The 11,872-nt window shown below is 64.7% G+C and carries 9 protein-coding genes; 4 read left to right on the top strand and 5 right to left on the bottom strand.

Annotation, left to right across the window (positions count from 1 at the left end; all coding sequences use genetic code 11):
- Nucleotides 1-30: 30 nt before the first annotated feature.
- The 5 genes from CFB89_RS29590 to CFB89_RS29570 all read right to left on the bottom strand — a co-directional run bounded on the left by CFB89_RS29590 (nt 31) and on the right by CFB89_RS29570 (nt 6,601).
- Nucleotides 31-501 carry a hypothetical protein gene (locus CFB89_RS29590; protein ID WP_089471058.1) on the bottom strand — a complete coding sequence of 157 codons (471 nt, stop codon included), beginning with the start codon at nt 499-501 and terminating at the stop codon, nt 31-33.
- 536 nt (nt 502-1,037) lie between these two features.
- Nucleotides 1,038-2,123, bottom strand: coding sequence for a Rieske 2Fe-2S domain-containing protein (locus tag CFB89_RS29585; protein WP_089471671.1), 1,086 nt, complete (start codon nt 2,121-2,123; stop codon nt 1,038-1,040).
- A gap of 24 nt (nt 2,124-2,147) precedes the next feature.
- Nucleotides 2,148-3,848: an NAD(P)/FAD-dependent oxidoreductase gene (locus tag CFB89_RS29580; RefSeq protein WP_089471057.1), complete on the bottom strand. Its 1,701-nt coding sequence runs from the start codon at nt 3,846-3,848 to the stop codon at nt 2,148-2,150.
- A 51-nt stretch (nt 3,849-3,899) separates the two neighbouring features.
- The gene (locus tag CFB89_RS29575; protein ID WP_089471056.1) at nt 3,900-4,985 is read right to left on the bottom strand and encodes a monodechloroaminopyrrolnitrin synthase PrnB family protein; all 1,086 of its coding nucleotides are present in this window, start codon (nt 4,983-4,985) and stop codon (nt 3,900-3,902) included.
- The gene (locus CFB89_RS29570) at nt 4,985-6,601 is read right to left on the bottom strand and encodes a tryptophan halogenase family protein (RefSeq protein WP_089471055.1); all 1,617 of its coding nucleotides are present in this window, start codon (nt 6,599-6,601) and stop codon (nt 4,985-4,987) included. The genes CFB89_RS29575 and CFB89_RS29570 overlap by 1 nt, the downstream gene beginning before the upstream one ends.
- Nucleotides 6,602-7,395: 794 nt before the next feature.
- Here CFB89_RS29570 and CFB89_RS29565 point away from each other — a divergent pair.
- From CFB89_RS29565 to CFB89_RS29550, 4 genes are all read left to right on the top strand, one after another.
- Nucleotides 7,396-7,998 carry a LysE family translocator gene (locus CFB89_RS29565; protein ID WP_089471054.1) on the top strand — a complete coding sequence of 201 codons (603 nt, stop codon included), beginning with the start codon at nt 7,396-7,398 and terminating at the stop codon, nt 7,996-7,998.
- Nucleotides 7,999-8,457: 459 nt separating this feature from the next.
- Entirely contained in the window at nt 8,458-9,384 is a 927-nt protein-coding gene (gene rbsK, locus CFB89_RS29560) for a ribokinase (protein ID WP_089471053.1), read from the top strand.
- Nucleotides 9,385-9,424: 40 nt separating this feature from the next.
- A complete protein-coding gene (fucP, locus tag CFB89_RS29555) occupies nt 9,425-10,798 on the top strand; it encodes an L-fucose:H+ symporter permease (RefSeq protein WP_089471052.1) in 1,374 nt (457 codons plus the stop codon).
- A 2-nt stretch (nt 10,799-10,800) separates the two neighbouring features.
- Nucleotides 10,801-11,853 carry an aldose 1-epimerase family protein gene (locus CFB89_RS29550; protein WP_089471051.1) on the top strand — a complete coding sequence of 351 codons (1,053 nt, stop codon included), beginning with the start codon at nt 10,801-10,803 and terminating at the stop codon, nt 11,851-11,853.
- Nucleotides 11,854-11,872 lie beyond the last annotated feature (19 nt).

Genomic DNA, 11,872 nt, shown 5'->3' with positions numbered 1-11,872 from the left:
CCGGCGCATGCCGCCCCGGCACAGGTAAGATTAGCGGATGGTGTCTACAGCCGGGAGCCGTCCCCACATACGCACGGGACCGTCGCGCCCCATCGGCGCACGCGCATGCAGCAACCACGATGCAGGGGAGATCGTTTGCGCACGCACCGTTTGCCGGCGCCCACGCCCGCTGCGCCCCGCGTCAGCGATACGCGGCATCTGCAAGCGCGTGGCGACGCCGAAACCGGCGGCCCTGTCGGCAGTCAATACCAGAGCGGCTTGAAGTGCGCCCATGCCGTGTATGTCCGAGTAATATGCGAGGCGATCCGTGCTCTCGATCTTCGCCGCGGAGGGCAGCACTTCGCCTCGATAGACGACGAAAAAACAGCACGTGATGATCCACACACACAAGACCCGCACCGCAAATGGCTGCACGCGCGGCGCATTGCAGCCATCGACCGCGGAAGAGCCGATGGAACTGGCGACAAGCATCGAACCGGATGCTTTTTCCGACTTGGCCATACTTATTATTTCCCCGTTTGTTCTTCTTTTTAAAATTACCATGCCCAATGGTGAATTTTATGTTCTTACATAAATTTATGTTTTGATGCGACATCGTAAAGATGGCGAAGGCATTTCGACGGAAATCCGCCGCGTGATGGGATAACACCTTCGCCCAATCGGACCATAGCCATCCGGCGAGAGCGAAGTCACCGCCGACGTTTGTGGATTATCCCGGCCCAAGATGACCTGCCTATGGCATTCGACTCTTTCGATACGTCGTAGAGGGCGCGACGCGCACCATGGCCGCACACGTTTGCGCCGCCGCACTGCCATGGATTGCGATTGCTCCGAATATCGCATTCAATTGCCGTGCAGCCTGCCTTTAACCGGGATTTACCCGCGCTGCTGCACATGCGGTTGGCGTGCCTACGCGCAGGCACGCCCGCATTCGCTTCGATCGATACCCTCGCCGGCCGGGCGCGACCCGGCCATCTTGTCATCGCGTATCACGCATATCGATGTCGCCGGCAATCCCCGGCATCGCCGCGGCACCGCTATCGGCCGACGCGGTCGACCCAGCCGCGATAGAACGCGCGGTACTTGAGCACGAGCTTGTCGTACTTGCTGTACGCGCCACCGCCGTCCGGCTTCATCCCGTTCCAGATCTTGACGTCGTACCCCGCGGCTTGCCGGGTCTGAAGCCCGAACAGCACGTAGTCGGTCGCGCGGCGCAGGACGCCGCCCACCTTCTTGATCGAGATCAATATGTGCATGACGTTCTTGCCGTCGCTCACCGGCGTCACGCACTGGAGCAGCTTGTACTTGACGACGCCATCCAGCGCGACGGTCATCACGCACCCGCCGGGGTAGCCGTCGAAGTGCAGGTTCATCTGCGACATGTTCAGGCCCAGCGCGCGCGACAGCATGCCGAGAGGCCCGAAATACCGGTTCACGGTGAAGTCGATCCCGGCGCCGAACCACGCGCCGGCCCGCGCCAGCGACTCGACCTCCGGCCACGCGCGCCAATCGTCGAAAAGCTTGAGCTCGAAGGCCGAGATCGGGAGCGCGTGGACGGGCGTCGCGTGCTGCGCGTCGTAGAAGTTCTCGACGATCCGCAAGACCGCCGTCGTCGTCTCGAACGCGAAGTGCAGGTGCATGAAATCGCCGTTGTCGACGTCGGCCGCGGCGATCTCGGGCAGCGGGTGCTGCGGCTGCGGAGAGCCGTACCAGACCCACACGTAGCCATACCGCTCGGCGGTGACCCACGTCGGCTGGCGCGCCCCGCGCGGCACCGGCTCCAGCCGGTGCACCGTCGCGCTGTGGCCGGGAATATGCACGCACTGGCCGTGCTCGTCGTACCGCCAGTGGTGAAACGGGCACTGGATGCACCCGTCCTTGATCTGCCCGTCGGCCAGGTTCGCGCCGAGATGCGCGCAGTGGCGGTCCATCACCACGGCCCGGCCCGTCGTGCCGCGCCACGCGACGCACGGGCGGCCGAACAGCGTCAACGCGGTCGGCTTGTCCTTGAGGTCGTCCGAGCGCATCGCGACGTACCAGCTCGCGGCCACGCGCGTGGTCGCGTCATACGCCGCCGACGGATGCTCGCCGGCGCGCACTTGATTCAATTGAACGTCGTCTATCATTTTCATTCCGGGGTCGGTCGACTACTTCAGCGCCAGGCCGATGCGGGTCGTGACGTACGCCCTGAGCAGCGCGAACATCGGGTTGTAGTCGAAATACCGTTTCACCTCCGCCGGCGCGCTGGTCTGCGTCCAGTGCAGCAGCTTCATCGCCGGCAGCAGGCTGTACTTCGAGTTGTTGAGCTGCGGTTTGGCGCCTGTGATGCAATATCCGAAGCCGAACATCGGCTTCGCGAATTCGCGTTCGTTGATCAGAACGTGAATCCGCGCCGCGGCTTCCTCGGCCGACTTGAGCCCGGCGCTCACGGCCTCGACCTCGGCCTTGGCGTCGTTGAACAACTGGTAGTAGCCCTCCATGTCCGCGCACAGGAACCCGAGGTACGGCGCGTTGTCGTCGAGGTGATCGAGATCGCGCTCGTCGCGCGACGCGCGGAACCTCGCATGCGCTTGCACGAGCCGGAACTGCCCGAGGATCGTGCCGACCGCCCACAATCGGTGGAACGCGTCCCACAGGCGGAAGTCCGAGAACGCCGTGTAGCAGCAGCTGACGAAGTCGTCGTTGTGGTCCAGCAGCTTCTGCTGCAGGCGCTCGATGTACTCGAAGCGCTCGGGCGAGAAGTCGTCGTCGCGCAGCGCCTTGATCAGGCGCGCCGCGAGCGCATGGATCGTCACCGCGGTGTTCTCGAGCCCGCGGGAAAAAAGCGGATCGATGAACCCGTTCGCATGCAGCATCAGGCAGTAGCGGTCGCCGACGCAGGCGCTCGACGAAAACTGCAGGCGGTCGGTCTTGACCCAGTCGCGCACCGGCACGGCATCGCGGAACTGCGCCGCGATGCTCGGGAACCGCGCGAGGAATTCGTCGAATTCCTGCTGCGCGGAGATATCCGTTTTCGGGTAGACACGCGGGTCGAGCTGCAAACCGACGCTCACCAGGTTGTTGGTCGAGCGCGGGTGGTTGTTGAACGGAATCACCCAGAGCCAGCCGCCCTCGAACATGTGGTGCAGGGTCCCCTCGTGCCAACGCCAGCGCTGCCCCTTGACCTTGAAGATGTCGTCGAACGGCTTGACCCCGAGCATGTGCGTGTAGAGGCTGCGCGAGTGCGTCTTGAAACGGCACGGCTCTTCGCGCAGCCCGAACTTGGTCGCGAGCGGCGCGCGCGGGCCGCCGCAGTCGATCATGTAGCGGCCGGTGAAACGTTCGCCCTGGGCGGTGGCCACCGCGACGCCGTCCTTGTCGGCGTGGTATTCGGTCACGCTCGTCTTCTGGCGAACCGTGCAGCCGTACTTGATGGCGGCTTGCAACAGGTACGCGTCGACGTCCTGCCGGTAATAGTGGCTCTCCGGCCCCCACGGCAGCTCGGGAATCACGCATTGCGTGAATTCCTTCGGGTCGTGCTCCTCGCCGGGCTTGTGGAACACGAAACCGAAGTTGCGCTTGATGCCCGTGCTCGACGCGACGTAACGCTGCGTCGCATAGAACGACGTGATGTGGTCGAGCTCCGGAATGCCGTAGCGATCGGCGATGATGCGGTTCATCAGCGACGTCTCGGGGATCGACGATTCGCCGATCGTGAAGCGCGGGTGCGACGATTCCTCGAGGATCAGCACGCGAAACCGCTGCTTGGCCAGGATGGCGCCCATCTGGGTGCCCGACATGCCCGAGCCGAGGATGATCACGTCGTAGTGGTTGCTGTCGCGCCCGTTCGCGGGGCTCTGCTGAGTCATGGGGCAAACTCTCCTGGTGAGATGGAATACATGGCCGCCCGCGCCAAGCCGTCAGCGCGCGCCGAGCGCGGCGCGAACGCGTGAGCGCGCCGCGCGTGTGAGCGTGAGCAGATCGCCGAGCATGCTCGGCGCGTACCCGCCGCTGCCGATCGTGGGGCCGCTTCGGCCCACTTCGTACGCGCGCTCGGCCAATTTGCCGTGCGGCGCGCGAAAGCGCAGCAGCACCTCGAATACGCGGTCGAGGGCCGCCAACCCGGCGTCGACCGGCTCGCCCCGCGCACGGGCCGCTTGCGCTTCGCCGAGCACGCGGTCGACGAGCGCCGGCCGCCCGGCGAACCGCGCATAGATCGCCCTGAACGTGGGAAGCACGTAGGGCAGGTACGTCTCCTTGAATTCCCGATAAGCCCGGTGGTCCGATTGCGCCCCCCACAGCACGTGCTCCAGCACGAAAAGAGGCATTTCGACCGCACCGGGGCCGAGGTAGTCGTGACCGCCGACTCGAATCGGTTCGTAATACGGACGAAGCTCGTCATAGAACACCTGCAGCGAGATGAAGCGATACGCGTAGACGATCGAGTCGACCATTTTCTGCAGATAGTCCGCCAGCGTGTCGCACCCTTGCGCGAACGCGGGCGAGCGCAGCGGCACGTCGGTCAGTTCGACGGTCAGCGCGATGGCCGCCTCGAGCGCCGCCATCGAGATGCGCACGCTTTCGAGCAGATGCGCTTCGTCGCGCAGCCCGGTGTAGCTGCGTTGCGCGTCGGCCGCCGCGGGATTCCAGACCGTCACGTGCAGCAGCGTCTCGCGCGGCGGCAACTCGGTCGCGCGCGCCAGGTCGAGCAGCACCGGCTCGAGCCCGGGCACCGCGTCCACGGGCTCGTGTCCGTGCCGCTTGAGCGATCCCAGGAAGAACCCGATGTCCCGCATCGCGGCGGCGGCTTCGACGAAGCCCCAACCCGAGGGCACGCCGCGTGCCGGAAGGAACTCGCGCAACAGCCCGACGATGCCGGGCACATCCTGTCGACGGTTCAGGCCCGGCAGCCGCAGGACGAGCGCGCGCGCCTGCAGCGGGTCGCAGGCCGCCACGGCAGCGTGCGTGGCCGCGATCGCGCGCACCCGGTCCGGAGCGCGCTCCACTACAGGATCTCCGGCGTCGCGAGCGTCGGCCCGGGCCGGCTGCGAGACTGCGCCGCGTCGCCCTCGCGCAGCGAGCGCAGGTAATCGTAGTTCGTCGGCAAGCTCGCCCGCAGATGCTCGGCGTCGCGCCGGATCCGCGCGAACATCGCCTCGGCCTTGTCGATCGATTCCGGCCGGTGCCGCAAGAGCGGCAGCGAACGGTCGGGCAACAGCCCCAGGCCGGCAAAAATGCAGTAGTAGTTTCCGTTCAACCAGAAGTTCTTGAACTCGTAGTCGAAGGTGTCGTAGTACGTCGAATCGTCGAACGACGTGGTGGTCAGCGGCAGCCCCGCCTTGTAGCGTTCGACTTTCTCCTGGATCGCGTCCGACAGCCGCAGGTCGTGCCGGTTCGCGCGCCAGAACGCGGTGTCGTCGCGCGACGTGGTGAAATAGTGCGCCTGCACGAAATCCCGGCAGTCGTCGAACATGTAGACGATTTCGGCGTTGAATGCGTCGGCCAACCGCGGGTCGAACGACGTATCGGGGAAGTGCTTCACGAGCTGGTACAGCGCCGCGTAGATGAAGTAGATGCCCGTCGATTCCAGCGGCTCCAGAAAGCACGACGACAGCCCGATCGCGACGCAGTTGTTGACCCACGCGCGCCTGTTGCGCCCGACCCGGAACTTGATCTGGTTGAGCGGCTGCTTGTCCGACAGCCCCCACAGGTCGAGGAAGTCGGCGGTGGCCTGATCGCGCGACGTGAACTTGCTCGAGAACACGTAGCCGCTGCCGAACCGGCCCAGCATCGGGATCTTCCAGGTCCACCCGGCGTTCATCGCGATCGCCGACGTGTACGGCTCGATTCCCTCGCGCGCGTCGTCGGCGGGCACGGCGCTGGCGACCGCGCTATCGCACAGCAGATGGTCGGACATGTCGATGAAGGGCTCCTTCAGCGCCTGGTTGATCAGGAGCCCGCGCATGCCGGAGCAGTCGATGAACAAGTCCGCTTCCAGCATGCGCCCCTCCTTGGTGGACAGGCTGGCGATGTAGCCGCGATCGTTCAGGTGAACCTGCTCGACCTCGTCGACCACGCGCTTCACCCCGCGTTCGGTGGCCCAGCGCTTCAGGAAGTCGGCCACCAGGTGCGCGTCGAAGTGCCATGCATGGGACATCTGGCGGGTGCCGTCGGGCAGGCACGGCGCCAGCCTGGCGTCGAGCGCCTCGGTCTGCGGGTAGCACGCGTATTCCATCGGCTGCTGGAAGCCCTGTTCGCGCTTGCGCAGCCAGTAGTGGGTCAGCGGCACGCCATCGCAGTTCGGCACGTTGCCGAACAAATGGTAAAAGTGATCGCCGCGCGAACCATCGGGAGCCTTCCTCCAGTTCACGAACCTGATCGCGGACTTGAACGCGCCGTTCACCTGGGGCATCCACTCCCGCTCCGGTATCCCGAGGAAGTCGAAGAACACCTTCTGCAAACTCGGAATGGTCGCCTCGCCCACGCCGATCCGCGGGATCGCCGCGGATTCGACGAGCGTGATGTTCGCGTGCTGCTGGAGCGCCCGGACGAGGTACGAGGCGGACATCCAGCCCGCCGTGCCGCCGCCCACGATGACGATATTCTTGATCGGGTGAGTCATGACACGCTTCCCATAGGATTGAAAATCGGAATGGATAGTGCCGCCTTGTCGAATTGAATCGGCAACGCTTCCGGTAACGCGTGATGACGCGTCCGGCCCATCACGACAAATGACATCGAAAAGGCGGATTGAATCGCAACGAACGCATGCAACAACGCGAAGCACCCATCGCACGCGGCGGCACACCGCGGAAGGGATTCTGCTTCGGCAAATTGACTTTCGGATACGGCGACTGTTACTAGCGCATTTATAAACTCAGTCTACCTAATTGTTTCCAGGATCGTCGCACCGCGCGCTTGACCCTCCGACACACCATAGCAGCGTTCATGACGGCGCACTTCGAAAAATTTCATATCAATCTCCGGTTGTTCAGAGAAATTCTAAATGCCGTTAAATTTCGACGAAATACCGCACAACGATCGATTCAACTTTTTCGAAACAACAGAATTCATTTTTTCATTTTAAGCAGGTGAATCCAGAATCTTTTCTATCTTTAATATGCGAAATGGCATAATGAATTCACACGAAAGAAACAAAGAATTCACAACATCAAATACAAAACAGACGATCTTTTCATATTTTGTCGATCGTGATCTCGACCTAAAAATAATTCGACTCGTCGGCAGAGAAATTCGTCATGATGTGCGCGAGCGAACACGAAGGTCATGCAATGAGGACGGGCAAGTTCGCGAAAGCGCGGATCGAACGACCGTGCATGCAGGGCAACCGCTATTTCACGGTGCGCCAACTTCGACCGGACGCGAACCGCGACACTGACGAATCGAGGAGGCCGCGTGCCCATCCAGGAAGCGTTGCTGAAGATGGCGATGTACGTCTCGCTGGTGCTGATCGTGCCGGGGCCGACCAATACGCTGCTGCTGTCGTCCGGGCTGAAGGTCGGCCTGCGCGGCACGTGGCCGCTGGTCGTCGCCGAGGCGCTCGGCTACGCGATCGCGATTGCCGTATGGGGATTCTTCCTGTCCACGTTCGCTGCCGGCCGGCCCTGGCTTTATGACGTGGTCAAGCTCGCGAGTTCCGTCTACATCTTTTTCCTCGCGCTCAGGATGTGGACGCATAGCCGCGTGCTGCAGGACGTGTCGGTCGCGCCGGTGCGCTTTCGCGACGTGTTCGTCGCGACGATGATGAACCCGAAGGCGCTGTTGTTCTCGAGCACGCTGTTTCCGCTGGAGGCGTTCAGGTCCGCGCACTATTTCGCTTGGGCGCTCCTCGTCTTTCTGGTCGTGCTCGCGCCGATCGGCGTGGGCTGGTCGTCCCTCGGCGGGATCCTTACTTCGCAACGCGCGTGGGCCGCCCGTACGTCGACGCTGCTGCGCGGCGCGTCGCTCGTGTTGTTGATGTTCTCCGGCACGCTCGTGTACTCGGTCGTGAACCGCTGATCGACGCGGCGTCGCACGCGACGCTTCTCGGTGCGCCCGTCATTTCTTTCGACATCGTTCGCGTGCGAACCCTAACGGGGGCTATCGAGCGGTCAGAAATGAAGGAGTCGGCGAACCGGCGCGCGCCGGCTGTGGCGACGTTACCGGAATCTCAGCTCCGGCGGCACCCTGCCGGGCACTCTCTGCACCGCGGAGAGAATTCAGCCAACTTCCCACCCAAGCCCCCGCTTCTCACCGTGCCAAATGCGAGCGTCCGCAATTGCGCTGCAGCACCGCCCGAGGCGAAGCCTTCTCTCCAGCAGGCATGGGCGCATTCTTCGCCTTGCCGCCGGCCAAACAAGTGACCCCCCTAACATCACAGGATTGCATTTTCACATTCAATGTGATTTTATTATCACCCATCGCGCCCCGCTCCTACCCCTGCGCGGTCGCACCCCATATACCAAGGAAGACACGCAGATGGAGACAATCGCCGTCATCGGCAGCAACATGGTCGACCTCGTGACCTACGTCACACGCATGCCCGCCCGGGGCGAAACGCTAGAGGCGCCGAACTTCGAGCTCGGCTGCGGCGGCAAGGGCGCGAACCAGGCCGTCGCGGCCGCCCGCCTCGGCGCGCGCGTCGTGATGGTCACCAAGGTCGGCGACGACGTGTTCGCCGACAACACGATCCGCAACTTCGAGCGCGAAGGCATCGACACCACGCACGTGCGCAAGGTCGCCGGCGTGCCGAGCGGCGTCGCGCCGATCTTCGTCGAGCCCGATTCGAGCAACAGCATCCTGATCGTCAAGGGCGCGAATCGCCATCTGCGGCCGGCCGACATCGACGCGGCCGCGCCGATGCTCGCCGAATGCGCACTGATCGTGCTGCAACTCGAAATCGAGCTCGACACCGTCTATCACGCGATCGAATTCGGCGCGCGGCACGGCATTCCCGTGTTGCTGAACCCGGCCCCCGCCGTGGCCGACCTCGATTTCGAACGCATCCGTTCCGTCGAATTCTTCGTGCCGAACGAAACCGAGCTCGCGATCGTGTCGGGCATGCCGGTCGATTCGCGCGAGAGCGCCGCCCGCGCTGCCCAAGCGCTGGTCGCGCGCGGGCTCGAGCACGTGCTCGTCACGCTCGGCGGCAACGGCTCGCTGCTGGTGTCGCGTGACGGCGTGCACCATGTGCCGGGCGTCCCGGTCGACGCGCGCGACACGACGGGCGCCGGCGACGCGTATATCGGCTGCTTCGCACGCTGCTATGCGGCGTCGCGCGACGCGATCGATGCGATGCGTTACGCGTCCGCGTACGCCGCGCTTTCGGTCACGAGCCTCGGCACGCAGAAGTCGTACGCCGACGCCGCGACGTTCGAACGCTTCCTCCGCGACGCCGGCTTCTGACCGGCGCCTTCATCGACGAGACATTGGGAAGGAGACACCCATGAGCCGGACCCCGATCGAACACACACCCGACGGCTATTACCTGAATCGCACGCCGCTCTTCGCGTTCACGCTGCTGTGCTGCCTGTTCGCGCTGTGGGGCACCGCCGCGAACCTGAACGACGTGCTGATCGCGCAGTTCAAGAAATCGTTCTTCCTGTCCGATTTCGAATCGGCATTCGTGCAGTCCGCGTTCTATCTCGGCTACTTCTTCCTCGCGATTCCGGCCGCGACGGTCGTGAAGAAGTTCAGCTACAAGACGACGATCCTCGTCGGCCTGCTGCTCTACACGACCGGCTGCCTGCTGTTCTTTCCGGCCGCGTCGATGGCGAAGTACGGGATGTTCCTCGTCGCGCTGTTCGTGATCGCGGCCGGCCTGTCGTTCCTCGAAACGGCGTCGAACTCGTATTCGACGCTGATGGGCCCGCGCGACACCAGCACGCGGCGGCTGAACATCTCGCAGACGTTCTACCCGTTCGGCGCGATGGCCGGCGTCTACATGGGCAGCTTCCTGATCTTCAAGGAAGGCGACGCGTCGCATGCGCAGCTCGCGGCGATGTCGGCCGCCGACGCGCACACGCACCAGCTCGCGATGATCCAGGCCACGCTCGAGCCTTACAAGTGGCTGATCGTCGTGCTCGTCGCCGTGTTCATCGTGTTCGCGCTCACGCCGTATCCGGCCTGCAAGGGCAACGGCGCGAGTACGGTCACGCACCGGATCGACGCGCGCGGCACCCTCGCGCGACTGTTCGGCAACCGGCGCTTCGTCGCGGGCGTCGTCGCGCAATTCCTGTATGTGGGCGCGCAGGTCGGCGTGTGGAGCTTCACGATCCGGCTCGCGATGCAGATCGGCGGCCTCACCGAGCGCGGCGCGTCGCGCTACCTGCTCGCGACGTTCTTCGCGTTCTTCGTCGGCAAGCTGGTCGCGACGCTCGTGATGAAACGCGTCGGCCCGGCCAAGGTGCTGATCGTCTACGGCATCCTGTGCATCGCGCTGCTCGCGTACACGATCAGCGTGCACAACATCACCGCCGTGTATGCGGCCGTGTGCGTGAGCATCTTCCTCGGCCCGTGCTGGCCGACGATCTACGGGCTGACGATCGACGGCCTCGGCAAGGACACCGAATACGGCGGCTCGATCCTCGTGATGAGCATCGTCGGCGGCGCGGTCGTGCCGCTGATCCAGGGGCTGATCTCCGATCACACCGGCGGCAACATGCAGCTCGCGTTCGTCGTGCCGCTCGTCTGCTTCGTCGTGATCGTCTACTACGGCTTCTACTGCCTGCGTCACCTGCCGGCGGCGACACCCGACGCGACGGCCGACGGCCATGCGGCCGCGCGCTACGCTGCGACGCGCAACACGTCGGGAGCCTGATCATGCGCGGCGAGATCGAATTGCGGCGCGACGACTTTCGCGAAGCGCCGCGCACGCTGTACCGCACCGACGGCCTCACCGTCACCGCGTTCGCGTATCCGTCCGGCGTCGAGGCGCTGAAGCTCGAGAACCGCCGCGGCCATCTCGTCGTACTCCCGTATCTCGGCCAGATGATCTGGGCCGCCGAATTCGACGGTCGCGACCTGACGATGAAACACATGTTCCGGCAGCCGAAGCGCGCGGCGTCGATCATCGATACCTACGGCTGCTTCATGTTCCACAGCGGGCTGCTGCGCAACGGCTGCCCGGGGCCGGACGACACGCACGCGCTGCACGGCGAGATGCCGTGCGCGCCGATGGACCGCGCGAGCCTCGTCGTCGGCATGGACGCGCGCGGCGCGACGGTCGACGTGACCGGCGAATACGAATACGTGCAAGGGTTCGGCAGCCACTACGTCGCGCGTCCGTCGGTGCGGCTGGCCGAGCACGAGGCGCGGATGACGATCGCGATGGACGTGACGAACCTCGGCGGCACGCCGATGGACCTGATGTACATGGCGCACCTGAACTACGCGTATATGCCGGGCGGCCGCTTCGTGCAGTCGCTGCCGCGCGGCGGCATGCGGCTGCGCGACAGCGTGCCCGCGCACGTGAAGCCGACCGCCGCGTGGCGCGACTACACGGCCACGCTCGCGCGCGATCCGGCGCGACTCGCGACGCTCGATGCGCCCGCGCTGTACGACCCCGAGATCGTGTTCTTCATGAACGAGGTTGAAACGGACGCCGACGGCGTCGCGCATTTCCGGCTTGTGCATCCGGACGGCGGCGCGTTCCACACCGCCTACCGCCCCGCGCAATTTCCGCATGCGACGCGCTGGATCCTGCACAACGCGGATCAGCAGGTCGCCGCGTTCGCGCTGCCGTCGACCTGCGAGCCGGAGGGTTACGAAGCCGAGCGCCGCAAGGGCCACGTAGCGGCGCTGGCGCCCGGCGCATCGCGCCGCTTCGAAGTCCTCACCGGCTACCTCAGCGCGGCGGAAGCGCACGATGCGTGACGCGATGCCCGGCGCCGCA

The organism is Burkholderia sp. AU16741 (assembly GCF_002223345.1).
Taxonomy (GTDB): Bacteria; Pseudomonadota; Gammaproteobacteria; order Burkholderiales; family Burkholderiaceae; genus Burkholderia; species Burkholderia sola.
Note: the sequence above shows the minus strand (reverse complement) of the source record. Positions and strands in the feature narration are given on the sequence as shown.

Excerpts from the sequence above, each read along its gene's own strand:
- CFB89_RS29580 (WP_089471057.1), bottom strand. The coding sequence starts at position 3,848 with ATGACTCAGCAGAGCCCCGCGAACGGGCGCGACAGCAACCACTACGAC.
- fucP (WP_089471052.1), top strand. The coding sequence starts at position 9,425 with ATGAGCCGGACCCCGATCGAACACACACCCGACGGCTATTACCTGAAT.
- rbsK (WP_089471053.1), top strand. The coding sequence starts at position 8,458 with ATGGAGACAATCGCCGTCATCGGCAGCAACATGGTCGACCTCGTGACC.
- CFB89_RS29550 (WP_089471051.1), top strand. The coding sequence starts at position 10,801 with ATGCGCGGCGAGATCGAATTGCGGCGCGACGACTTTCGCGAAGCGCCG.
- CFB89_RS29590 (WP_089471058.1), bottom strand. The coding sequence starts at position 501 with ATGGCCAAGTCGGAAAAAGCATCCGGTTCGATGCTTGTCGCCAGTTCC.
- CFB89_RS29570 (WP_089471055.1), bottom strand. The coding sequence starts at position 6,601 with ATGACTCACCCGATCAAGAATATCGTCATCGTGGGCGGCGGCACGGCG.